Annotated in this window: 18 protein-coding genes; 13 read left to right on the top strand and 5 right to left on the bottom strand. The window is 66.9% G+C overall.

Annotated features, from left to right (window positions below):
- The first annotated feature begins 85 nt into the window (after window positions 1-85).
- From ARADN35_RS0124090 to ARADN35_RS0124075, 4 genes are all read left to right on the top strand, one after another.
- A complete protein-coding gene (locus ARADN35_RS0124090) occupies window positions 86-805 on the top strand; it encodes a DUF4126 domain-containing protein (protein WP_010466736.1) in 720 nt (239 codons plus the stop codon).
- Entirely contained in the window at window positions 806-2,833 is a 2,028-nt protein-coding gene (locus tag ARADN35_RS0124085) for an acetyl/propionyl/methylcrotonyl-CoA carboxylase subunit alpha (protein WP_010466734.1), read from the top strand.
- 201 nt (window positions 2,834-3,034) lie between these two features.
- Window positions 3,035-3,955, top strand: coding sequence for a 2-hydroxyacid dehydrogenase (locus ARADN35_RS0124080; protein ID WP_010466733.1), 921 nt, complete (start codon window positions 3,035-3,037; stop codon window positions 3,953-3,955).
- Window positions 3,956-3,997: 42 nt separating this feature from the next.
- A complete protein-coding gene (locus ARADN35_RS0124075; RefSeq protein WP_010466732.1) occupies window positions 3,998-4,456 on the top strand; it encodes a DUF3592 domain-containing protein in 459 nt (152 codons plus the stop codon).
- 103 nt (window positions 4,457-4,559) lie between these two features.
- Here the strand turns inward: ARADN35_RS0124075 and ARADN35_RS0124070 are convergent, their stop codons facing one another.
- The 3 genes from ARADN35_RS0124070 to ARADN35_RS26770 all read right to left on the bottom strand — a co-directional run bounded on the left by ARADN35_RS0124070 (window position 4,560) and on the right by ARADN35_RS26770 (window position 7,514).
- On the bottom strand, window positions 4,560-5,612 hold the full coding sequence (locus ARADN35_RS0124070) for a Bug family tripartite tricarboxylate transporter substrate binding protein (RefSeq protein ID WP_010466729.1): 1,053 nt from the start codon (window positions 5,610-5,612) through the stop codon (window positions 4,560-4,562).
- Between the two features lie 88 nt (window positions 5,613-5,700).
- The gene (locus tag ARADN35_RS0124065; RefSeq protein ID WP_010466727.1) at window positions 5,701-6,537 is read right to left on the bottom strand and encodes a beta-keto acid cleavage family enzyme; all 837 of its coding nucleotides are present in this window, start codon (window positions 6,535-6,537) and stop codon (window positions 5,701-5,703) included.
- Window positions 6,534-7,514: a 3-hydroxyacyl-CoA dehydrogenase family protein gene (locus tag ARADN35_RS26770; RefSeq protein ID WP_010466725.1), complete on the bottom strand. Its 981-nt coding sequence runs from the start codon at window positions 7,512-7,514 to the stop codon at window positions 6,534-6,536. Before ARADN35_RS26770 ends, ARADN35_RS0124065 begins: the two co-directional genes overlap by 4 nt.
- 88 nt (window positions 7,515-7,602) lie before the next feature.
- Here ARADN35_RS26770 and ARADN35_RS0124055 point away from each other — a divergent pair, with 88 nt between their 5' ends.
- The 7 genes from ARADN35_RS0124055 to ARADN35_RS0124025 all read left to right on the top strand — a co-directional run bounded on the left by ARADN35_RS0124055 (window position 7,603) and on the right by ARADN35_RS0124025 (window position 13,256).
- On the top strand, window positions 7,603-8,514 hold the full coding sequence (locus tag ARADN35_RS0124055; RefSeq protein WP_010466723.1) for a LysR family transcriptional regulator: 912 nt from the start codon (window positions 7,603-7,605) through the stop codon (window positions 8,512-8,514).
- A 192-nt stretch (window positions 8,515-8,706) separates the two neighbouring features.
- Window positions 8,707-9,615: a hydroxymethylglutaryl-CoA lyase gene (locus ARADN35_RS0124050; RefSeq protein ID WP_010466721.1), complete on the top strand. Its 909-nt coding sequence runs from the start codon at window positions 8,707-8,709 to the stop codon at window positions 9,613-9,615.
- Between the two features lie 26 nt (window positions 9,616-9,641).
- Complete coding sequence (locus ARADN35_RS0124045; RefSeq protein ID WP_029414366.1) at window positions 9,642-10,160, top strand: YbaK/EbsC family protein; 519 nt, start codon at window positions 9,642-9,644, stop codon at window positions 10,158-10,160.
- A complete protein-coding gene (locus ARADN35_RS0124040) occupies window positions 10,157-10,423 on the top strand; it encodes a DUF1289 domain-containing protein (RefSeq protein ID WP_029414365.1) in 267 nt (88 codons plus the stop codon). The genes ARADN35_RS0124045 and ARADN35_RS0124040 overlap by 4 nt, the downstream gene beginning before the upstream one ends.
- Window positions 10,420-11,118 (top strand): 2-hydroxychromene-2-carboxylate isomerase, encoded by a 699-nt coding sequence (locus tag ARADN35_RS0124035; protein ID WP_010466715.1) that lies wholly within the window; start codon window positions 10,420-10,422, stop codon window positions 11,116-11,118. Before ARADN35_RS0124040 ends, ARADN35_RS0124035 begins: the two co-directional genes overlap by 4 nt.
- A gap of 130 nt (window positions 11,119-11,248) precedes the next feature.
- Window positions 11,249-12,910 carry an MFS transporter gene (locus ARADN35_RS0124030; protein WP_029414364.1) on the top strand — a complete coding sequence of 554 codons (1,662 nt, stop codon included), beginning with the start codon at window positions 11,249-11,251 and terminating at the stop codon, window positions 12,908-12,910.
- 154 nt (window positions 12,911-13,064) lie between these two features.
- Window positions 13,065-13,256, top strand: a complete 192-nt coding sequence (locus ARADN35_RS0124025; RefSeq protein WP_010466710.1) for a hypothetical protein — start codon at window positions 13,065-13,067, stop codon at window positions 13,254-13,256.
- 177 nt (window positions 13,257-13,433) lie between these two features.
- Here ARADN35_RS0124025 and ARADN35_RS0124020 read toward each other — a convergent pair whose 3' ends face one another.
- Window positions 13,434-14,555: an ABC transporter substrate-binding protein gene (locus ARADN35_RS0124020; protein WP_029414363.1), complete on the bottom strand. Its 1,122-nt coding sequence runs from the start codon at window positions 14,553-14,555 to the stop codon at window positions 13,434-13,436.
- A gap of 130 nt (window positions 14,556-14,685) precedes the next feature.
- Entirely contained in the window at window positions 14,686-15,801 is a 1,116-nt protein-coding gene (locus tag ARADN35_RS0124015) for an ABC transporter substrate-binding protein (RefSeq protein WP_010466706.1), read from the bottom strand.
- Between the two features lie 184 nt (window positions 15,802-15,985).
- On the opposite strand from ARADN35_RS0124015, the gene uvrA reads away from it, so the two are divergent.
- Together uvrA and ARADN35_RS0124005 are read left to right on the top strand one after the other, a co-directional pair.
- A complete protein-coding gene (gene uvrA / locus ARADN35_RS0124010) occupies window positions 15,986-21,859 on the top strand; it encodes an excinuclease ABC subunit UvrA (RefSeq protein WP_010466705.1) in 5,874 nt (1,957 codons plus the stop codon).
- A 200-nt stretch (window positions 21,860-22,059) separates the two neighbouring features.
- On the top strand, window positions 22,060-22,566 hold the full coding sequence (locus ARADN35_RS0124005) for a hypothetical protein (protein ID WP_010466704.1): 507 nt from the start codon (window positions 22,060-22,062) through the stop codon (window positions 22,564-22,566).
- Window positions 22,567-22,622: the final 56 nt, after the last annotated feature.

The raw sequence follows: 22,622 nt of genomic DNA, 5'->3' as shown, positions 1-22,622 counted from the left end.
GGGCGGCCCTTGCTCGGCATCTCTGGCATGGCGCCGTGGCGGTCTCGTAGGCCCGAGGCAGTGCAGAGCGCGGTGGAGGACTGATATGGACACCCTTTGGTTCAACATCGTGCAGTGGCTCCACACGCTAGGGCTGCATGTCGACGCTGGCACCGCGCGCGACGTGGCTGCAGGCGCAGCGCGTGCCACGGCGCAACTCGACATGCCCAGCCTGCTGGCGCTCGCCGCCGCGCTGGGCTGGGCCAGCGGATTCCGTCTGTACGCAGTCGTCTTCATCGTCGGCGGCATGGGGGCCATGGGCTGGATGCCCTTGCCCCCCGGTCTGCACGTGCTGCAGAACCCGCTGGTGCTGCTGGTGGCGGGCGGCCTGATGCTGGTCGAGTTCTTTGCCGACAAGGTCCCGTGGATCGACAGTGCCTGGGACGCCGTGCACACCGTTATCCGCGTGCCCGGCGGGGCTCTGCTGGCCGCGGGCGTGTTCGGTGCCGACAACGCCACCATGGGCGTCGTGGCCGGTTTGCTGGGCGGGTCGCTGGCTGCCACGTCGATGGCCACCAAGATGACCACGCGCGCCGCGGCCAACACCTCGCCCGAGCCGTTCTCCAACTGGCTGCTGTCCTTTTTCGAAGACGGCCTGGTGGTGGCCGTGGTGTGGCTCGCCACGCAGCACCCGGTGGCATTCGGCATCGCGCTGGTGCTGATGGTGGCCGTGTCGGTGCTGCTGCTGGTGGTGCTGTTCAAGTTTCTGCGCGCCGTGGTGCGGCGCTTGTCTTCTTTCTTTTCTGGTTCTGCCAAGGTGGCCTAAATGTTCAAAAAAATCTTGATCGCCAATCGCGGAGAGATCGCCTGCCGTGTAGCGGCGACCGCTAAACGTCTGGGCGTGAAGACCGTCGCCGTGTACTCCGATGCCGACGCCAATGCCAAGCACGTGGCCGTGTGCGACGAGGCCGTGCACATCGGTGGCAGCGCGCCCAAGGACAGCTACCTGCGCTGGGAGCGCATCATCGAGGCTGCCCAGGCCACGGGTGCACAGGCCATCCACCCGGGCTACGGCTTCCTGTCCGAGAACGAAGACTTCGCCCATGCCTGCGCGGCAGCAGGCCTGGTCTTCATCGGCCCGCCACCCTCGGCCATCAAGGACATGGGCCTCAAGGCCGAGTCCAAGCAGCTCATGGAAAAGGCCGGCGTGCCGCTGGTGCCCGGCTACCACGGCAGCGACCAGGACCCGGCCCTGCTGCAGCGCGAGGCCGACCGCATTGGCTACCCCGTGCTCATCAAGGCCAGCGCGGGTGGCGGCGGCAAGGGCATGCGCGCGGTGGACAAGAGCGGGGACTTCGCCGCCGCGCTCGAATCGTGCAAGCGCGAGGCCATCAACAGCTTTGGAGACGATGCGGTACTGGTCGAAAAGTACGTGCAGCGCCCGCGCCACATCGAAATCCAGGTGTTTGGCGACACGCACGGCAACTGCGTCTATCTGTTCGAGCGCGACTGCTCCGTGCAGCGCCGCCACCAGAAGGTGCTGGAAGAAGCCCCGGCCCCCGGCATGACGCCCGCGCTGCGCCAGCAGATGGGCGAAGCCGCGGTGGCCGCCGCCAAGGCGGTGAACTATGTGGGCGCGGGCACCGTGGAGTTCATCGTGGAGCAGCCCGGCGGCTACGAGCGGCCTGACCAGATGAAGTTCTACTTCATGGAGATGAACACCCGCCTGCAGGTGGAGCACCCGGTGACCGAGGCCATCACGGGGCTCGATCTGGTGGAGTGGCAACTGCGCGTGGCGTCGGGCGAGCCATTGCCGGTGAAGCAGCAAGACCTGCGCATCACAGGCCACGCTATCGAGGCGCGCATCTGCGCGGAGAACCCCGACAACAACTTCCTGCCCGCCACGGGCGCGCTCAACGTGTATGCGCTGCCCGACTGCGTGACGTTCGAGAGGGGCGCGGTGCGCGTGGACTCCGGCGTGCGCCAGGGCGATGCGATCAGCCCGTTCTACGACTCCATGGTGGCCAAGCTCATCGTGCACGGCGACACGCGCGAGCAGGCGCTGGCGCGGCTGGACGAGGCCCTGGCGCAGACGCACATCGTGGGCTTGGCGACCAACGTGCAGTTCCTGCGCCGTGTGGCGCGCACCGGTGCGTTTGCCAGTGCCCAGCTCGACACCGCGCTGATCCCGCGCGAGCAGGCGGTGCTGTTCCACCAGGAGCCGGTGGGCCTGCCCCTGGCCGCCGCGGCTGCCGTGGCGCAGACGGTGCTGCATGAGCGCGCCAGCGAAGGCGTGGACCCCTTCAGCCGCCGCGACGGTTTCCATTCGCACGCGCTCACGCGCCGCCGCTTCGAGTTCGAGTTTGGCGGCGAGCACGCCAAGGCCTGGCTCACCTACGAACGCGATGGCGCGCTGCACCTGGCAGTGGGCGAGGGCGATGCCGCTGTGGCAGGACCGCTGAAGTTCGCGGAACAAGCCGGCGGCATCGAACTGCAGTTCGCCGGCCAGCGCACCCGCGCTGCGGTGTACGCCCAGGGCGAGGTGGACCATGTGTTCACGCCCCGCGGCGCGACGCAGATCACCGCCATCGACCTGCTGGCGCATGCGGGCGAGGCTGCGGCCGAGGGCGGGCGGCTCACGGCCCCCATGCCCGGCAAGGTGGTGTCGTTTGCCGTGAAGGCGGGCGATGCCGTCACCAAGGGCCAGCCGCTGGCGGTGATGGAAGCCATGAAGATGGAGCACACGATTGCGGCACCGGCCGACGGCGTGGTGCAGGAGCTTCTGTACGCGCCCGGCGACCAGGTGACGGAAGGGGCGGAGCTGCTCAAGCTGGCGGTGACGGTGGCGGCCTAAGCCGCCGGCGTGACACCCCTTGGCCTTCCCTCGATAAAAACCCGTTCACGCTGAGCTTGTCTAAGCGCCGCGCAAGGCTTCGACAAGCTCAGCCCGAACGGTATCGAAGGATGCAATCCATAGAGGTGCGGGGTACCACACGGCTCCACCGCAACCCGTGCGCGACATCCGAGCGGCGCCAATGCAGTTACCCTTGACCGCATGAACATCACCCTTTGCTGTACCGACACCAAGATCGAGCCCTGGCTGCAGGGGCTTGCCGCTGCCTTGCCCCATGCCCACATCAGCGTGTGGCAGCCGGGGGCACCGCAGGCCGACTACGCCGTGGTCTGGGCGCCGCCCCAGCAGTTTCTGGACGAGCAGCCTGCCTTGCGGGCGCTGTTCAACATCGGCGCAGGGGTGGACGCGCTGCTCAAGCTGCGCATCCCCGCTGGCTGCCAGATCGTGCGCATCGACGACGGCGGCATGGCGGTGCAGATGGCCGAATACGTGTGCCACGCGGTGGTGCGCCATTTCCGCGAGCTGGACGCTTACGAGGGCGACATGCGCGCCGGCCGCTGGGGCTTTCGCCGGCCGCGGGTGCGCTCGGAGTTCCCGGTGGGCGTGATGGGCCTGGGCGTGCTGGGCGAGCGCGTGGCGCGGGCGCTGGCACATTTCGACTTTCCGGTGAACGGCTGGAGCCGGTCTCCCAAGGCGGTGGACGGCGTGCGCGGTTTCAGCGGCGCAGAGGGCTTTGACGATTTCCTGGCCGCCAGCCGCGTGCTGGTCAACCTGCTGCCGCTCACGCCCGACACGCAGGACATCATCAACCGCGACACGCTGTCACGCCTGCAGCCCGGGGGCTATGTGGTCAACGTGGCGCGGGGCGCGCACTTGGTCGAAGAGGACCTGCTGGCGATGATCGACAACGGCCACATCGCGGGCGCCACGCTGGATGTGTTCCGCACCGAGCCTTTGCCGGTCGGGCACCCGTTCTGGCTGCACCCGAAGATCACCGCCACGCCCCACACTTCGGCCCGTACCATGCGGAAAGAGAGCATTGCGCAGATCACGCGCAAGATGGCGGCGATGGAGCGCGGCGAGGCGGTGGCAGGCACCGTGGACCCCGGGCGGGGGTACTGACCCGGCGCGCCGCTGACAGTACCAACCCTCACAATCGCGGGCATGCGCTCCACATCCTTTCGCTGCTTTTTCGGCCTTCTCGGCTGGCTGCTGCTGGTGCCCGGCGCACTGACTGCGGTAGCCGCCAGCTGGCTGCTGGCCACGAGCTTGCATCTGGTGGGCGACACGCGCAGCGCCAAAGGCCGCGTGGTGGCGCACGAAAGCGTGGTGACAGGGGCCTCAAGCCGGCAAGCCCATGGCAAGAAAAGCGTCGTCGAGTTTGTGGCGAGCGATGGCCGCACCGTGCGGTTCACGGACTCGCTGGTGCGGCAGCTGCAGGCGGTGCACGATGTGGGTGACACCGTCACCGTGCGCTATCCCGCCAATAGCCCTTCGCGGGCTGAGATCAGCAGCTCCAATACCCTGAAGATTTTCTTGGGCGCTGTGTGGCTGCTGTTCAGTGCCGTGGGCATGGCGGCGGGCTGGTTGCTTCTGCGCCTACGCCCCCGCGTTCCCGCCTAGATATCGCCAGGCGCCACCTGCGCCTGCAAGGCGCCAGCCTGGCGTGCAGCAGTGGGGTGCACGGCGCCTCGCAACACCTGACGCGCAACGCCCGCGGCCTCAGTCAATCCATCGTCACGCCCGCATCGCGCACCAGTTTGCCCAGGCGCTGCGCGTCGGACTTGATCAGTGCGCCGAAGTCCGCGGCCGTGCCTGCCACCACCGGCGTGCCGATGGCCTCCCACTTGGCGCGGAAGGCGGGCTCCTTGAAGATCGCATTCACCGTGGCGTTGAGCTTGTCCACGATGGCCTGCGGCGTGCCCGCACGCACGGCGATGCCGTGCCAGCCGGTGATCTGGTAGCCGGAGACGCCCGCCTCGGCCATGGTGGGCACGTTGGGCAGCACCTTGGCGCGCTCGGCCGACGTGACCGCCAGCGGGATGAGCTTGCCCGACTGGATGTGCGGCAGCGAGCTGCCCACGATGTCGAACATCACGTTCACCTGCCCGCCCAGCAGGTCGTTGAGCGCCGGGCCCGCGCCGCGGTACGGAATGTGGCCCATCTTCACGTGGGCCATGGTGTTGAACAGCTCGCCCGCCAGGTGCTGCGGCGTGCCATTGCCAGCCGATGCAAAGCTCAGCACCGGCTTGCCCGCCTTGGCCATGGCGATCAGCTCCGGCAGGGTCTTGACGCCCAGCGAGGGGTGCACTTCCAGCACCAGCGGAAAGGCTGACAGCTGCACCACGGGCACCAGGTCGACCAGCGGGTTGAAGGGCATGCTGGCGTACAGCGACGGGTTCACCGCCATCGGGCCGCTGGCGGCCAGCAGCAGGGTGTGGCCGTCGGCGGGCGCCTGCTTGGCCACCTCGGCGCTGCCGGAGTTGCCGCCCGCGCCGCCCTTGTTGTCCACCACCACGGTCACGCCCAGGCGGCTTTGCAGCTCGGGCTGCAGCATGCGCGCCATCAGGTCCGTGGGGCCGCCGGGCGGGTAGGGCACCACGAAGCGGATGGTCTTGGTGGGGAAGGCGGCTGGGGCCGTCTGGGCCACGGCGTGGCCTGCCGTGCCCAGGGCCAGGGCCCAGGTGGCGGGCACGGCAAGCGCCAGGCGGATGGCCGTGCGTCGCGTGGCGCGGCGGGCCTGGGGTACGGGGGCGTGGGCGGTGGGGTGTTGTTGCATGGTGTCTCCTGCGGATGGATGAAGGCCCGTCTGGCGCGGGCTGATGGGTTTGATGGCGTGATGAGAATGGGCAGAGCCGGGCCGAGGCTCAGCCCGCGCCGAAGCGCTGGCGGATGTCCTGCGCCGTGGCCAGCGGCCGCCCCAGCGCGGCCGCGGCCTCGACCGCCTGGCGCACCAGCGCCGCGTTGTCGGGTGCGGTGCTGCCGTCCTTGCGCAGCAGGTTGTTCTCGAACCCCACGCGGGCATGCCCGCCAAAGACCGCGGCGGCGGTGATGCAGGTGTTCTCGGCCGCGCCGAACGCGCACACGGCCCAGGGTTCGGGCCCGTCGTGGGCGGCCAGGAAGGGCAGCAGGTCGCGCGGGCTCGATGTCTGGCCCGCGCTGTAGCGGCCCAGCACGAACAGCAGGAACCACGGTGCATCGGGCACCACGCCGTTGGTGCGCAGCGCCTGCCAGCGGCGCAGGTCGGCCACGTCATACAGGATGACCTGCACCATGCAGCGGCGCTGCACCAGGCCGGCGAAGAAGCGCTGCAGCCCGGCCTCGCCGATCTCGGGTTGGTCGATCTCGCGCAGGCCGATGGACACGGCCTCGGGCTGCAGCGCCTCGACCATCGCGATCTGCGCCGGGGCGCGGTACACGCCCGCGGCTTCGCTCGTGACCTGCACCACCATGGCATCGCCCACGGCGTGCTGCACCACGCGCTGGGCTTCGCGGTAGCCCTCCACGTCCAGGCTGTGGCGGCCCTGGGCGTCGCGGATGTGCATGTGGATCATGGCCGCGCCGGCCTCCAGGCAGGCCTTGGCGGTGGCGGCCAGCGTGGCCGGCGTGGTCGGCACGGCGGGGTGGTCGCTGGGCAGCTTGTAGGCGCCGTTGGGCGCCACGGTGACGATCAGCGGGTCAGGCCATTGGCCGGTGGCGTTCATGGCGTGGCTCCCGGCGTGGTGTGTGCGCTGGCGGGCTCGATGGCGGGCAGCTCGCTGGCCAGCAGAGCCAGGCCCTGGCGCAGCAGCGTGTCGTAGCGGGTGCGCTCGGCGCGTTTGCGGTCCTCGGGCCAGTCGAAGAAGCCCTTGCCGGTCTTCATGCCCAGCTCGCCGTTGGCCACGCGGTCGCGCAGCGCCTGGGCGGGCACGTCGGTGTTGGAAAGCGTGGGGTACATGGTGGCCGCGGCCGCGCAGTGCACCTCGATGCCCGCGTGGTCGCGCTGCAGCACCGGGCCCGCCGCCAGAAAGCGAAAGCCGAAGCCAAAGCGCACGGCGGCGTCCACGTCTTCGGGCGACGCGATGCCTTCGTCGATGAGTGCAAAGGCCTCGCGCGAAAGCGCATGCTGCATGCGGTTGGCCAAAAAGCCCGGCTTGTCCTTCTTCACCAGCACCGGCACGCTGCCGCAGCGCCGCATGAAGCCGTGCAGCCACTGGCCCAGCGTGGGGTCGCTGTGCTCGCCCAGCACCACCTCCACCAGCGGCACCAGGTGCGCCGGCATGAAGAAGTGCAGGCCCAGCATGCGCTGCGCGGTGGGCAGGCCCTGGGCGATGGCGCTGATCGGAAAGCCCGAGCTGTTGCTGGCCAGCACCGCGCTGGCCGGGGCGATGGCTTCCAGCTCGGCAAACAGCTGCTGCTTGGCGGCCAGCTGTTCGGTGATGCATTCGACCACCAGCACCACGCCGTCCCAGGCCACGTCCTGCAGGCTGGCGCACACCTCCACGGGGCCTGCACTGGAGGCCAGGCCGGCGGCGTCGAGCTCTGCGGCAATGTGCGGCAAGAGCAGCTCGCGCCGTGCGGTGTGCGGGTCCACCACCGTGACCCGGGCGCCGCCTCGGGCCAGGACCACGGCCACGTCCGCACCCATGGTGCCCCCGCCCACGACCACCGTGCGTGCATTGCGCGGCGAACTGATGTCCATGCTGGTGTCTCCTTGTGTTGTCTTGCGATGCAGTCTAGGCAGGCTGCATTGCGCGGTCCAGACGTATTTTTCGATAGACTGATCGGCCATGAAGATCAATTGGTCGGCCCGCGAGGTCGATGTGTTCCTGGCGCTGGCCGACACGCTGAGCTTTCGGCGCACCGCGCTGCAGATGCACCTGTCGCAGTCGGCGGTGTCGGGCACGCTCGCGCGGCTCGAAGAGATGCTGGGCGCGCGCCTGTTCGACCGCACCACGCGCACGGTGCAGCTCACGCAGGCGGGCGAGGTGTTTGCCGAGCAGGCCCGCTTTCTGCGCCACCAGATGGATGAGACGGTGCGCCGCGTGCAGGCCGTGGCGCAGGTGCAGGTGGGGCGGCTGGCGCTGGCGGCACTGCCGTCGCTGGCGGCGGGCGTGGTGCCGCGCGCGTTTGCGCGCTTTGCGGCCGGGCACCCGGGCGTGCACCTGGAGCTGTTCGACAGCCTGGCGGGCCCGGCGTTCGACATGGTGCGCGCAGGGCGCGTGGACTTCGCGCTCACCGCCGCCAACCCCGCGTATGCCGACCTCGACTACACCCCGCTGTCGTCCGACCGCTTCGTGCTGCTGCTGGCCCGCGCCCACCCCCTGGCGCGCGGCCGCGGTGCGCTGGCCTGGGCCGATGTGGCAGACCTGCCGCACATCTCCATGCCCGCCGGCACCAGCGTGCGGCAGTACGCCGACGAGGCGCTGCTCACGCACCGCATCCGCTTTGCGCCGCGCTACGAGGTGGAGCACCTGGCCACCATCGCGGCCATGGTGGCCGCGCAGCTGGGCGTGAGCGCGCTGCCCGAGCTGGCCGCGCAGGTCGTGCGCCGGCCCGAGGTGGTGACCCGACCGCTCAAGCAGCCGTCGCTGCGCCGGCCCATCGGCCTCGTCACGCTGCGGGGCCGGCGCCTGTCGCTGGCGGCGGTGCAGATGGTGGCGCTGCTGCGCCAGGAGATGGACGAGGGGGCTGGTGCGTAGCGGCAGCGCCGGGGTGCCGCAATGGCACGAGCGGAGAGTGGTCTGGCAGGATATGAGGTGGTGCCGCGCCGCCGAAGCCCGGACAATGGGAGGCGTCTGCCCGGCTCCGGCGCCGGGCCTCGCGCACAGCGAGCTGCGGGTGCCGGCCCAGGCCCGCCCCGTTCCACGTCCTCTTTTTCAGGTAGCCCCACCATGAGCATTCCTTCCCGCGTCAAACTCATCGATGTCGGCCCGCGCGACGGGCTGCAGAACGAGAAATCGCCCGTGCCCGCCGACGTCAAGATCGCGCTGGTGCACCGCCTGCAGGACGCGGGCCTCAAAGAGATCGAGGTCACCAGCTACGTGAGCCCCAAGTGGGTACCGCAGATGGCCGACAACCACGAGGTGATGCAGGGCGTGAACCGCGTGGCCGGCGTGCGCTACTCGGTGCTCACGCCCAACCTCAAGGGGTATGAAGCCGCGGTGGCGGACCGGCCCGACGAGATCGTGGTCTTCGGCTCGGCCAGCGAGGCCTTCAGCCAGAAGAACATCAACTGCTCCATCGCCGAGAGCATCGAGCGCTTTGCGCCCGTGGTCGAGGCGGCGCTGGCGGCCGGTATCGGCGTGCGCGGCGCGATGAGCTGCACCGTGGGCTGCCCGTACGAGGGCGAGATCGCGCCCGAGCGGGTGGAGTACCTGGCCGGCCTGCTCCAGGGCATCGGCGTGCAGCGCGTGGACGTGGCCGACACCATCGGCGTGGGCACGCCGCGCAAGGTGCAGCGTGCGCTGGAAGCTACGCTGAAGCACTTCGGCATCGACGATGTGTCGGGCCACTTCCACGACACCTACGGCCAGGCGCTGTCCAACACGCTGGCCGCGCTGGAGCTGGGGGTGTGGAACTACCAGTCGTCCGTGGCGGGCCTGGGCGGCTGCCCGTATGCCAAGGGCGCCACCGGCAACGTGGCGACCGAAGACGTGGTCTACATGCTGCACGGCATGGGCATCGAGACGGGCATCGATCTTGATAAGCTCATCGATGCCGGGGCCTACATCAGTGGGTTCCTGAATCGCAAACCGAATTCCCGAGCGGCCAATGCGCTGATGACCAAAAGAGCTGGATAGCGCCCCCTGGCGCAGAGAGGATGACCGTGTGTGGAGCTGAATTGAAGAATCTTCCCGAGGGCGTGCAGCGCGTGGCTGCGGCGCTGCAAAGCCTCAACCACCCCCACATGCCGCAAATGCTGGACGACGCTGCGCGCACCGCGCAGCAAGCGGCCGATGCACTGGGCATCCTGGTGGGGCAGGTGGCCAAGAGCATCATCTTTCGGCGCAAGAGCGACGACGTGGCCGTGCTGGTGGTCACCTCCGGCGACCGGCGCGTGGACGAGAAAAAGGTCGAGGCCCATGTGGGCGGCAAGATCGGCCGGGCCGATGCCGACTTCGTGAAGTCGCGCACCGGCTTTTCCATCGGCGGCGTCTCGCCCGTGGCGCACGCCACGCCGCCCGTGACGCTGATCGACCAGGACCTGCTGCGATTCGACGTGGTATGGGCGGCGGCGGGGCATCCGCACAGTGTGTTCCCGCTGCACCCGAGCGACCTGCAGCGCCTGACGGGCGCGCCCGTGGTGGACGTGGTGCAGGTGGTGGCACCTGGGTCTGTAGCATGAGTGCTATTGATTTGCTAGCTGCTCGCGCTCTAAAAATAAGCGCTGAAGGTCATTTTGATGCCGAGAACATCGAGGCCGTGCCTTCGCCTTGCATCTCGGTATGCCGCATGTCGCCCGACCGCAGCCACTGCGAGGGCTGCTTTCGCACGCTCGACGAGATCCGCATCTGGTCACGCGCCGATGCCAGTTTGCGCCGCGGCATCTGGGCGCAGCTGCTGGATCGCGCGGGCATCGAAGTGACCCCCCAGGAGATCCGGCCATGAAGCACATCACCTTCTACCTTGACTTCGTTTCACCCTACGCCTGGCTCGCCTTCGAGCGGCTGCCTGAAGCGCTGGAGGGGTTGAGCTACAGCGTGGCCTACCAGCCCGTGCTTCTGGGCGCTTTGCTCCAGCAGCATGCCAACCCTGGTCCGGCGGGCATCGCACCCAAGCGTGCGTGGACCTACCGCCACGTGACCTGGCTAGGCCATGCGCAAGGCACGCCGCTGCAGATGCCAGCACGCCACCCGTTCAACCCGCTGCCGCTGCTGCGCCAGGCCCTGGCCTGCAGCGATGATGGTTTCATCAACCGCTTTGTGGCCGGTACGGTGCTGCGCCATGTGTGGCAGGGCGGGCAGGATGCGCTGGATGCCGGGCGCCTGGGGGCTCTGGCGGCAGCGCTGTCGGAACAGGTCCGGCCGGGCCAGGACGCGAACAGCGAAGGGCCCAAGGCGCTGCTGCGTGCCAACACCGAAGCTGCACAGGCGGCGGGCGTGTTCGGCGTGCCTGCGTTCGCGGTGGATGACAAGCTGTTCTGGGGCTTGGACGGGTTGCCGATGCTGCGCGCCTACCTGGATGGAGACGCGTGGTTCGAGGGGCCGGACTGGGAGGCGGTTCGTCAGCTTCCATCGGGGCTTTCCGCCAAAAAACTGAGCGGTTCTCGCATCCTGAAAGCGGGCGCAAGGGTTTCACCCTAAGTTGTCAGAGAGCGGTCAGTTTGGTGCAAGGTCTTGTTGGTTTCGCGTCAGAGCGTGGTCAGTGCCATCTCCAAGAATGCGTACAGCCCGCCGCAGTGCGGTCTGCACAACCAACAGGAGACTAGACACCATGGCAACCGTTCATCCCGCACCGCGGCCGATGTCGCCCGAAGAGAGGAAAGTTATCTTCGCTTCGTCGCTCGGCACTGTTTTCGAGTGGTACGACTTTTACCTGTACGGCTCGCTTGCAGCCATCATCGCCAAGCAGTTCTTCAGCGGCCTGGATGCCGGCTCGGCCTTCATCTTCGCGCTGCTGGCGTTTGCAGCGGGCTTCATTGTTCGCCCCTTCGGTGCCATCTTCTTCGGCCGCCTGGGCGACATGATCGGCCGCAAGTACACCTTCCTGGTCACCATCCTGATCATGGGTTTGTCCACGTTCATCGTGGGGATCTTGCCGACCTATGCGTCCATCGGCGTGGCGGCTCCCGTCATCCTGATCATCCTGCGCCTGCTGCAAGGCCTGGCGCTGGGTGGTGAGTACGGCGGCGCAGCCACCTATGTGGCCGAGCATGCCCCGCACGGCAAGCGCGGCGCCTACACCGCCTGGATCCAGACCACGGCCACTCTGGGCCTGTTCCTGTCGCTGATGGTGATTTTGGGCACCCGGACCGCTCTGGGCGAAGAAGCCTTTGGCGACTGGGGCTGGCGCATTCCATTCATCGTGTCGATCCTGCTGCTGGCCATCTCGGTCTGGATCCGCCTGTCGATGAACGAATCGCCTGCGTTCCAGAAGATGAAGGCTGAGGGCAAGACCTCCAAGGCCCCGCTGACCGAGTCCTTCGGCCAGTGGAAGAACCTGAAGATCGTGATCCTGGCACTCGTGGGCTTGACCGCTGGCCAGGCCGTGGTGTGGTACTCGGGCCAGTTCTATGCCCTGTTCTTCCTGACGCAAGCGCTGAAGGTCGATGGCGCCACCGCCAACATCTTTGTGGCTGTGTCGCTGCTGATCGGCACGCCGTTCTTCATCGTGTTCGGTTCGCTGTCGGACAAGATTGGCCGCAAGCCCATCATCCTGGCAGGTTGCCTGCTGGCCGCGCTGACGTACTTCCCCGTGTTCGGCGCGCTGACCAAGGCGGCCAACCCCGCCCTGGCCGAAGCACAGGCCAAGAACCAGGTGATCGTGACGGCAGACCCCAAGGAATGCTCGTTCCAGTTCAACCCCACCGGCACCTCCAAGTTCACCAGCTCGTGCGACATCGCCAAGCAGGTTCTGGCTGGCGCTTCGGTGAGCTATGAGAACGCCACGTCCGCCGCCGGCACGCCCGCCTCGATCAAGATCGGTGAGACGGTCATCTCCTCGTACACCAGCAAGGGCCTGCCTGCTGATGAAGCCAAGAAGAAGGACGGCGAGTTCAAGAAGGCGGTCGCCGATGCGCTGAAGGCTGCGGGCTACCCCACCAAGGCAGACCCCGCCCGCATCGACAAGGTCATGGTCACCGTGATCCTGACCTACCTGGTGCTGCTGGTGACCATGGTGTACGGCCCCATTGCTGCCATGCTGGTGGAAATGTTCCCGACCCGCATCCGCTACACGTCCATGTCCCTGCCGTACCACATCGGTAACGGCTGGTTCGGCGGCCTGCTGCCCACCACGGCGTTCGCCATCGTGGCCCAGACCGGCAACATGTACAACGGCCTGTGGTACCCCATCATCATTGCGGGTGCAACCGTGGTGATCGGTGGCCTGTTCATCAAGGAAACCAAGGACGTTGACATCTACGCCAACGACTGATCGGTTCTGACCGGTGTGCAGGGCCCGCCCCGCAAGGGGTGGGCCCTGTGTTCCATCAAGGGGCTTGTGCTGCCCAGTACAACCCAAGAACAGGTTCTAGAGCGCCGCGCTCCAGGCCCCTTGATTGAACAAACCCATCCAAGGAGATATTGATATGTGGAAGATTGTTGTTGGCTTCGTCCTGTTTGCAGCGTTGTCGATGTACGTGATCATCAAGGCGGGCGACAAGGCCGACATGGGCGGTGAAAAACACGGTGCGGATGCCGTGCATGCCCCTGAGTCTGCTGCCAGTGCACCCGCCACCATGCCCGCGTCTGCGCCGGCCTCCGCAGCCAGCGCGCAATAAGCTGTCGGGCTCCCTTCCAGGCAATAGAAAAAGGAAAAAGCCTGCAGCCGAAAGGCTGCAGGCTTTTGCTTTTTATGGTGATGTAGCGGTCCTGCCGGACCACTCCTTGCGCACCTTGCGAGGCTTAGCAGACCCCGGGCGTCGATCCCCTCGCGGGCACCGCGCGAGAGAGGGGATTCATCTCTTGAAGCGGCCGTCACTCCCGATGATGGAAAGGTCGGCAAACACCAGACCGCTGTGGTCCGTGGCGCTGTAGCTCAGCTCCACCCCGCCCAGATCCCATTTTTTGATGCTTTCCAGGCCTGCGTGCAGCTTGGCACGGTCTGGCTTGGGGCCGGCGCGCTTGATGCCCTCCACCAGCACCTTGGCGCTGACGAAGCCTTCCACCATGGCGGGTGTGAGATCAGAAATGTTCTTGGCGCGGGCCAGCTCCATGGCCTCCTTGACCACCGGGTAGTTCACCGAGCGCTCGGACGGGAATACCTGGGTGACCACGACCCCCCGGGCCTGGTCGCCCAGCAGTTTCACGAAACCACCCGAGGCATTGTTGGACAGCGTCACGATCTGCCCTGACACTCCCGCCGCGCGCAGCGCCTTGATGCCGTCCACCACTGCCGCACCGGTGCCAATGAAGACTACGGCCTGCGGCTGCTTTTGGGCCACACGGGGTGCAATGGCGCTGTAGTCGGGTTTGGCGCGGTCAAACTTCTCGATAAAGAGGGCTTCCAGTTGGTTGGCCTTGAAGCCCAGTTGCGCCCCTGCCAGCCCGTCAGCGCCAAACGTGTCGTCCACATGCACGACGCCGATGCGCTTGATGCCCAGGGTGTTGAGGTGGGTGATGGCCTTTTCCACCTCGCGCTGGTAGGGCGCCCGCACGTTGAAGACGTATTTGTGCACGGGCTGATGCAGAACCATGGCTCCGGTGGAGGGGCCCACCAGCGGCACGCCGTGCTGCTCCAGCAGCGGCATGATGCCCTGGGTGTGGGGGGTGCCGCGCGTCATGAACAGCCCGATCACCCCTTTTTCCTCAATGAGGGTGCGGGTGTTTTGCAGGGTCAGCTTGGGGTCGAATTTGTCGTCCAGCGACACGATCTCCACCTTCTGGCCGCCGACGCCGCCCCGGGCATTGATGTGGTCGATGTACAGCGCCGCGCCCTGCATCGATTCGGCCACCGTGGCTGCCGCCGAGCCCGTGATGCCCACCGTCTGGCCGATAAGGATCTGGCCCTGGGCTCCGCCCACCATTGCGAAGACTGCGGCGAGGGTGGCGCCTTTGCGAAGCCATTGTGTGAGTCTCATGTTTGTCCCCAGGAAGCCTGATTGTTGGACGCGTCAATATAGATACAAATTGTGACGAAGAAACTGTAGAAACACGTAGGCCCGGACAAAACCAGGCCAGCGAAACCCGTCGGCGTCGGGTGGATGGCTCTTAGCGGCGGAACCTGCCGTCCGTGCCGATGATGGACAGGTCGGCAAAGTCCAGGCCTGTGTGGTCTTCCGGCGTGTACGAAATCTCCAGGCCACCCAGGTCGAACTTGCGCAGGCTTTCGAGCGCTGTGTGGATCTTTTCGCGGCTGGGTTTGGGGCCAGCGCGCTTGAGGCCTTCGACCAGCACCTTGGCCGCCGCATAACCCTCCAGCATGGCGGGACTGATTTCGTTCAGGCCCTTCGCCCGGGCCAGCTCCTGGGCTTCCTTGACCATGGCATAGGTCACCGCGCGTTCATTGGGATACACCTGGGTCACGATCACGCCGCGCGCGTTGTTGCCCAGGCTCTTGATGAAGCCGCCCGATGCGTTGTTGGACAGCGTCACGATCTGCGCGGCCGAGCCCGCCGTGCGCAGCGCACTGCTGGCATCGACCACCGCAGAGCCTGAGGCAATGATCAGTACGGCCTGCGCGTCGGCCTTCGACACCTTGGCGGCAATGGGGGTGAAATCAGGCTTGGCCCGGTCGAACTTCTCCGACACCACGGGCGTCAGTTTGGCGGCGGTGAGCCCCTTTTGCGCACCGATCACGCCATCGGCGCCAAAGCTGTCATCGGCAAAGACGAGTGCAATGCGGGTAATACCCATGGAGGCCAGATGCGTCATGGCCTTTTCTGCCTCGCGCTGGTAGGTGGCGCGCACGTTGAAAATGTACTTGCGCACCGGCTGGTGCAGCACCATGGCCCCCGTGGAGGGCCCGACCAGCGCCACGCCGTGCTTCTCCAGCATGGGGATGATGGCCTCGGTGTGGGGCGTGCCGCGAGTGAGGAACAGCGCCGACACATTGTTTTCCTCGATCAGCTTGCGCGCGTTTTCTGCGGCCAGCTTGGGGTCAAACTTGTCGTCCAGCGAAGTCAGCTCGATCTTCTGGCCGTTGACGCCGCCCTTGGCGTTGACGGCATCGATGTACAGCAGGGCGCCATCGGTGGTTTCTTTGACGCCAGCCGCCACTTGCCCGGAGAAACCTGCGGTTTGTCCGATCAGGATCTGGGCATGGCCCGTGCCGCACAGCGCGGCGGCCAGGGCTGCCGTGGCTCCCCATTGTGTCCATCTGTACATGGTCGTCTCCTTGCAATTGTCTGGCCACTCTAGACAAATGCACTCTGTTTGCGAACCGGCATAACCCGATGTTGTGACAGGACTTGTCAGTAGGTGCGCATTCAGGGGGTATTGCGGCACGGACAGACGGGGCCTGCAGCGGTCCCTAGAATGTTCCGCCTCACCCTCGAAAAAGACTGCCCACATGACCCAGGGACTGATCCGTATCCGCGGCGCACGCCAGCACAACCTCAAGAACCTGGATCTGGACATCCGCACCGGCGAACTCACGGTGGTCACGGGCCCTAGCGGCTCGGGCAAATCGAGCCTGGTGTTCGACACGCTGTATGCCGAAGGCCAGCGCCGCTATGTGGAGACTTTCAGCGCTTACGCGCGCCAGTTCCTCGACCGCATGGACAAGCCCGCCGTGGACAAGGTCGAGGGCGTGCCTCCGGCCATTGCCATCGACCAGACCAACCCGGTGCGCTCCAGCCGCTCCACCGTGGGCACGATGACGGAGTTGAACGACCACCTGAAGCTGCTGTTCGCCCGCGCCGGCCAGCTGTTCGACAAAGCAACCGCGCAGCCGGTGCGGCACGACTCGCCCGAAACCATCTATGCCGAGCTGGCTGCGCGTTGCGCCGCAGCCGGTGATCCGCGCATCGTGCTGACCTTCCCGGTCGAACTACCCGCCAACACGTCGGCCGAGCAGGTCGAACAATGGCTGTCCGCCAGCGGCTTCACCAAGGTGCAGGCCGAGCGCGAAGTGGGCACGCCCACAGGGCCGCGCAAGGTGCTGGATGTGGTGGCCGACCGCTTCCGCTTGGGCAATGCCGAGAAGGCGCGCGTGATCGAGGCCATCGAAGTCGCGCTCAAGCGCGGAACGGGGCGGCTCAACGTGTATCGGCTGGTGGACGAAAGTGAGCCCGAGTTGTGGCGCTTTTCGACGGGCCTGCACTGCCCCGACAGCGACCTGCGCTACAGCGACCCCATTCCTTCGGCTTTCTCGTTCAACTCCGCCGTGGGCGCCTGCGACAGCTGCCGGGGCTTTGGCCGGGTGATCGGGGTGGACTACGGCCTGGTCATCCCCAACGACAAGCTCACGCTGCGCGCAGGTGCCATCAAGACCATCCAGACCCCCGCGTGGAAAGAGGCCCAGGACGACCTCATGCGCCACGCCGAAACGGCTGGTATCCCGCGCGACACGCCCTGGTACAAGCTCACCGACGACCAGAAGAAATGGGTCATCGGAGGCACGCCGGGCTACAAGGACGGGCAGTGGAGCAAGCAGTGGTACGGCATCAAGCGCTTCTTCGAGTACCTGGAGAGCAAGGCCTACAAGATGCACATCCGCGTGCTCTTGTCCAAGTACCGCAGCTATACGCCGTGCCCCACCTGCGCAGGTGCGCGGCTCAAGACCGAAAGCCTGCTCTGGCGCATTGGCCGCAAGGAAGACGCCGATGCGGTGCTGGAGCCTGGCAAACGGTTCATGCCCGAGGGGGTGCAATGGTCGCGCGAGCAGCTCGAGGCGCTGCCCGGCCTGTGCCTGCATGACCTGATGCTGCTGCCTATTGACCGTCTGCGAAGGTTCTTTGATCGCATGCAGTTGCCGGTAGGCGACGATGCCAAAGGCGGCGATGCGCAAGCGCTCAAATTGCTGCACGAAGAAATCACCACGCGCCTCAGATACCTGTGCGACGTGGGCATTGGCTACCTCACGCTCGACCGGCAAAGCCGCACGCTCAGCGGCGGCGAGGTGCAGCGCATCAACCTGACCACCGCGCTGGGCACCAGCCTGGTCAACACGCTCTTCGTGCTGGACGAGCCCAGCATCGGCCTGCACCCGCGCGACATGCACCGCATCACCGAGGCCATGCTGCGCCTGCGCGATGCAGGCAACACCCTGGTGGTGGTGGAGCATGACCCGGCCGTGATGCTCGCGGCCGACCGCATGATCGACATGGGCCCCGGCCCGGGCCGCCTGGGCGGGCAGATCGTGTTCGACGGCACCACGGCCGACCTGCGCAATGCCGACACGCTCACCGGAGCCTATCTGGGCGGTCGCAAGCATGTGGGCTTTGGCTTCAAGCGCATGGTGACCGAGGCCACGCCGCGCCTCATCCTCGAAGGCGCGCGCGAGCACAATCTGCAGAACGTGTCGGTCGAGTTCCCCCTGCAGCGCCTGGTCACCGTGACGGGCGTGAGCGGCTCGGGCAAGTCCAGTCTGATCCAGGACGTGCTGGCCCCCGCGCTGCTGCGCCACTTTGGCAAGGCCACCGACACGCCGGGCGCGCACGACCGCATGCTGGGCGCCGACCATTTGTCGGATGTCGTGTTTGTGGACCAGTCACCGATTGGCAAGACGGCCCGTTCCAACCCCGTGAGCTACGTCGGCGCGTGGGACAGCATCCGCGAGCTGTATGCCGTGGCGCCGCTGTCGCGCCAGCGCAGCTATACCGCCAGCAAGTTCAGCTTCAACAGCGGCGACGGGCGTTGCCCGACCTGCGGGGGCTCAGGCTTTGAGCATGTGGAGATGCAGTTCCTGTCGGACGTGTACCTGCGCTGCCCCGACTGCGATGGCAAGCGCTACCGGCCCGAGATTCTGGAAATCACCATCGAACGCGGTGGCCGCAGCCTCAACGTGGCGGACGTGCTCGCCCTCACGGTGGCCGAGGCAGCCGACCTGTTTGCGGGCGACCGCGATGTGATCCGCGCGCTGCAGCCCATCGTCGATGTGGGGCTCGAATACGTGGCGCTGGGCCAGCCGGTGCCCACGCTCAGCGGCGGCGAGGCGCAGCGCCTCAAACTAGCGGGTTTCCTGGCCGAGGCCGCGCGCAGCGCGTCCAAGTCCCGCCAGTCGGTCGCACGCAAAGGCACGCTGTTTTTGTTTGACGAGCCCACCACGGGCCTGCATTTCGATGACATCGCCAAGCTCATGCGCGCGCTGCGCAAGCTCATCGATGCGGGGCACTCGCTCATCGTCATCGAGCACAACCTCGATGTGATTCGCGCCAGCGACTGGCTCATCGACCTGGGCCCCGAGGGCGGCTACGCAGGCGGCCTCATCGTGGCCGAGGGCACGCCCGAAGATGTGCGCCAGCACGCCACCTCGCACACCGGCCTGGCCCTGCGCGACTACGAACTGACCCTGGGCATCGGTGGCCACTCGGTGCACGAAAAAGCTGCTGCGCTACGAAAACAGGAGCGTGCAGCGCTTATGGATAAAGCGCCAGCGGCGAAAAACGCCATTGAAATCATCAACGCCAAGGAGCACAACCTCAAGAACCTGAGCGTGGACATTCCGCGCGGCAAGTTCAACGTGGTCACCGGCGTGAGCGGCTCGGGCAAGTCCACGCTGGCGTTCGACATCCTGTTCAACGAAGGCCAGCGCCGCTACCTCGAATCGCTCAATGCCTATGCGCGTTCCATCGTGCAGCCCGCCGGCCGGCCCGAGGTGGATGCGGTGTATGGCATTCCGCCCACCGTGGCCATCGAGCAGCGCCTCTCGCGCGGCGGGCGCAAGTCCACCGTGGGCACGACCACCGAGGTGTGGCACTTCCTGCGCCTGCTGTACGTCAAGCTCGGCACCCAGCACTGCACCAAGGACGGCGCGGCCGTGCAGCCGCAGACGCCCGAGAGCATTGCGGCCCAGCTGCTCACGCAGTTCCGGGGTCAGCACATTGGCCTGCTTGCGCCGCTGGTGATGAACCGCAAGGGCGTGTACACCGAGCTGGCCGACTGGGCGCGCCCGCGTGGCCACACGCACCTGCGCGTGGACGGCAACTTCTTGCTCACCACCAATTTCCCGCGCATCGACCGCTTCAAGGAACACACCATCGAGCTGCCCGTGGCCAGCCTCGATGTGTCGCCCGAGAACGAAGCCGCGCTGCGCACGGCACTGGCCGACGCGCTCACCCATGGCAAGGGTGTGGTGCATGTGCTGAGCGACATGGCCAGTCTGCGCGCTGCGATGGAAAGCGGCCAGCCCACGGCGGGCATTGGCAGGCTGCAGGCGTTTTCCACCAAGCGTGCCTGTCCCGTGTGCGCCACGAGTTATGCCGAGCTGGACCCGCGCCTGTTCTCGTACAACAGCAAACACGGCTGGTGCCCCGACTGCGTGGGCACGGGTGTCAAGCTCACCAAGGACCAGCGCAAGGTGTTTGACGATTCGGTGCAGGACGACAAGGAAAGAGGCCGTGAGCAGACCTTTGCCGAGCCCGAGGTGGAAGACCTGGCCGATACGGCTTGCCCGAGCTGCAGTGGCACGCGGCTGAATGCCACGGCCCGTGCGGTCAGATTTGCAGGCGTGGGCATCACAGACATTGCCGCACTCTCGGTAACCGACGTGCGCCGCTGGATCGAGACCCTGCGCATTGAAGGTGGCATGACGGCGCGCGAGGCCGACATCGCCCGCGACCTGGTGCCCGAGATCCAGAGCCGCCTCGAATTTCTGGAAGAAGTGGGCCTGGGCTACCTCACGCTGGACCGGGGGGCGCCCACGCTCAGCGGCGGCGAGGCGCAGCGCATCCGTCTGGCCGCGCAGCTGGGCAGCAACCTGCAGGGCGTGTGCTACGTGCTCGACGAGCCCACCATTGGCCTGCACGCACGCGACAACCAGATCCTGCTCAATGCCCTGCACAAGCTGGGCGACAAGGGCAACACGCTGGTGGTGGTGGAGCACGACGAGGACACCATCCGCCGCGCGGACCACATCATCGACATCGGCCCGAGTGCGGGCAAACGCGGTGGGCGCCTGGTGGCGCAGGGCAGCGTGGCCGACATCACGGGGGCCGAAGACTCGCAGACCGGCCGCTACCTGCTGCACGCGATGAAGCACCCGCTGCAACTGCGCCGCAGCATGGCGCCCAGTGCCGTGAGCGCCGAGGCCACGGCCGCCTTTGCCCAGTCCGAGGCGGCAGCGCCCACCGGTCGGCAAAGTGCGGCCGTCAAGAAGCGTGCGGCGCAGGCTGCATCGCTGGCCGCTGACGCCCTCAATGAAGCCAAGGAACGCGCCGCCATGCGCTGGCTCACCGTGCATGGAGCGCAGCTGCACAACCTGCAGAACGTGACCGCCACCGTGCCGTTGCACCGCCTGGTGGCGGTGACGGGCGTGAGCGGCTCGGGCAAGTCCACGTTGGCGCGTGACGTGCTGCTGGCCAACGTGCAGGCCTGGGTGCAGCAGCGCAGTACCAAGGCCGGGCGCGATGCCATGGACGCGGGCAAGGCGCCGCCGCTGGTCGGTTGCACGGGCCTGTCGGGCTTTGAGAGCATCGACCGCGTGCTCGAAGTGGACCAGACGCCCATCGGCAAAACACCGCGTTCATGTCCAGCCACCTACATCGGCTTCTGGGACACCATCCGCAAGCTGTTTGCCGAGACGCTGGAGGCCAAGGCCCGTGGTTACGCGGCCGGTCGCTTCAGCTTCAACACCGGCGAAGGCCGCTGCCCCAGCTGCGAAGGCGCGGGCGTGCGCACCATCGAGATGAGCTTCTTGCCCGATGTGAAGGTGCCCTGCGAGACCTGTCACGGCGCGCGTTTCAATCCCGAGACGCTGGCCGTGACCTGGCGCGGCAAGAGCATCGGCGACGTACTGCAGATGGAGGTGGACGAGGCCGTGGGCTTCTTCGCCACCATGCCCAGCATTGCGCACCCACTGCAGCTCCTGCAGGACGTGGGCCTCGGCTACCTCACACTGGGCCAGCCGTCACCCACGCTGAGTGGTGGCGAGGCCCAGCGCATCAAGCTCGTGACAGAGCTGACCAAGGTGCGCGATGAGGTGGGCCGGCGGGGCCAGAAGGCGCCGCACACGCTCTACGTGCTCGACGAGCCCACCGTGGGCCTGCACATGGCCGACGTGGACAAGCTCATCCGCGTGCTGCACCGCCTGGTCGATGGCGGCCACAGCGTGATCGTGATCGAGCACGACCTGGATGTGATCGCCGAAGCCGACTGGATTCTGGACCTGGGGCCGGAGGGCGGCAACGCGGGCGGGCGCATTGTGGCTGCAGCAACACCTGAGGACGTGGTGGCCGCAGGCACGCACACGGGCAAGGCGCTGGCGACTGTGCTGGCACGCTGAGGCGCGCCGGCGGTGTGATGGTCGTGTGAGTGAGGGAGGCGGCAGGGTGCGAGCCCGGTGTTTGGCGCACACCCCTGTCGGCCCGTGTCCTACGCATTGCGCGGAACATGGCGCACGTGTTGTACGGGGTGGGCTTCCTACGATGGGTTTCAGGGGATCGGCTCCCCACCTTCCATCCACATCCAAGGACGCCCATCACCATGAACGCTTTTACTTTCCTCAAGACCTGTACCGCCCTCGCGGCCACCTCTGTACTGCTGGTGGCCTGCGGCGGCGGCAATGATGACGACCCGACGCCCAGCAACGAACCTGGCGTGCTGACCGTGAGCAGCGCCACGCTCGATGGCCTCAACGGCGTGTACGGCAACGGAACGTTGAACCTCACGAACGTGGACAAGGAAAACCCCGTCGGCTCGGTGCCCGAGTTGTGTGCTTTCCGCTTTGATGGCGCCAACAAGGTGGGCTCGGCGGCGACCGCGTTTGGCGACATTCGTTATCGCCCAGATGCGACGGGTCTGCACCAGGTCTTCCTGACCTTTGACGGCAAGGAATACGCCAGTGGCGAGCCTACCGACACGGCAGTGGTGCGGGAGAGCAATCAGGTGCGCTTCAGTGGCAAGACACTGACGGCCTCCGACGGATCAAACGCCACGCTGCGTGTGACGGGCATCGTCCCCATGCGCCCCAACCGCCCCAGCGGCTGTTAAGCCCTGGGTTCGGCATGGGGTCGGCCCTGGGAATGGGCTGACGGCCTTGCCGCAGT

The organism is Acidovorax radicis N35, from assembly GCF_000204195.1.
GTDB classification, from domain to species: domain Bacteria; phylum Pseudomonadota; class Gammaproteobacteria; order Burkholderiales; family Burkholderiaceae_C; genus Acidovorax; species Acidovorax radicis.
The sequence above is the reverse complement of the archived record's forward strand: the minus strand, read 5'-3'. Positions and strand labels throughout refer to the sequence as shown.